1 protein-coding gene is annotated in these 748 nt (G+C 68.4%); it reads left to right on the top strand.

Features of this window, described 5'->3' with window-relative positions:
• Window positions 1–748, top strand: a 748-nt coding sequence (locus ACFQUZ_RS32365) for a UvrB/UvrC motif-containing protein (RefSeq protein ID WP_377449115.1), incomplete at both ends; no start/stop codon positions are given.

The following is a 748-nucleotide window of genomic DNA, read 5'->3' as shown; positions in this document are numbered from 1 at the left end:
CAAGGAGATCCGGACCCGGGGCGACATCATCCTGTTCATCGACGAGATCCACACGTTGGTGGGTGCGGGCGCGGCCGAGGGCGCGATCGACGCGGCGAGCATCCTGAAGCCGATGCTGGCCCGCGGCGAGTTGCAGACCATCGGCGCCACCACCCTGGACGAATACCGCAAGCATCTGGAGAAGGACGCCGCCCTGGAGCGGCGGTTCCAGCCGATCCAGGTGGGCGAGCCCTCGCTGGCGCACACCATCGAGATCCTCAAGGGGCTGCGGGACCGGTACGAGGCACACCACCGGGTGAGCATCACCGACGGGGCGCTGGTGGCGGCGGCGACGCTGGCCGACCGGTACATCTCCGATCGGTTCCTGCCGGACAAGGCGATCGACCTGATCGACGAAGCCGGCGCCCGGATGCGGATCCGCCGGATGACCGCGCCGCCAGATCTGCGTGACTTCGACGAGCGCATCGCCCAGGTGCGGCGGGACAAGGAGTCCGCGATCGACGCGCAGGACTTCGAGCGCGCCGCCCAGCTGCGCGACAAGGAGAAGCAGTTGCTCGGGCAGAAGGCCCAGCGGGAGAAGGAGTGGAAGGCAGGCGACCTCGACGTCGTGTCCGAGGTCGACGACGAGCAGATCGCCGAGGTGTTGGGCAACTGGACCGGAATCCCGGTCTACAAGCTCACCGAGGAGGAGACCTCCCGGCTGCTGCGGATGGAGGACGAGCTGCACAAGCGGGTCGTCGGCCAGTCC

The sequence above is a fragment of the Plantactinospora sp. GCM10030261 genome (genome assembly GCF_042666615.1).
GTDB lineage: Bacteria > Actinomycetota > Actinomycetes > Mycobacteriales > Micromonosporaceae > KBS50.
The sequence above is the reverse complement of the archived record's forward strand: the minus strand, read 5'-3'. Positions and strand labels throughout refer to the sequence as shown.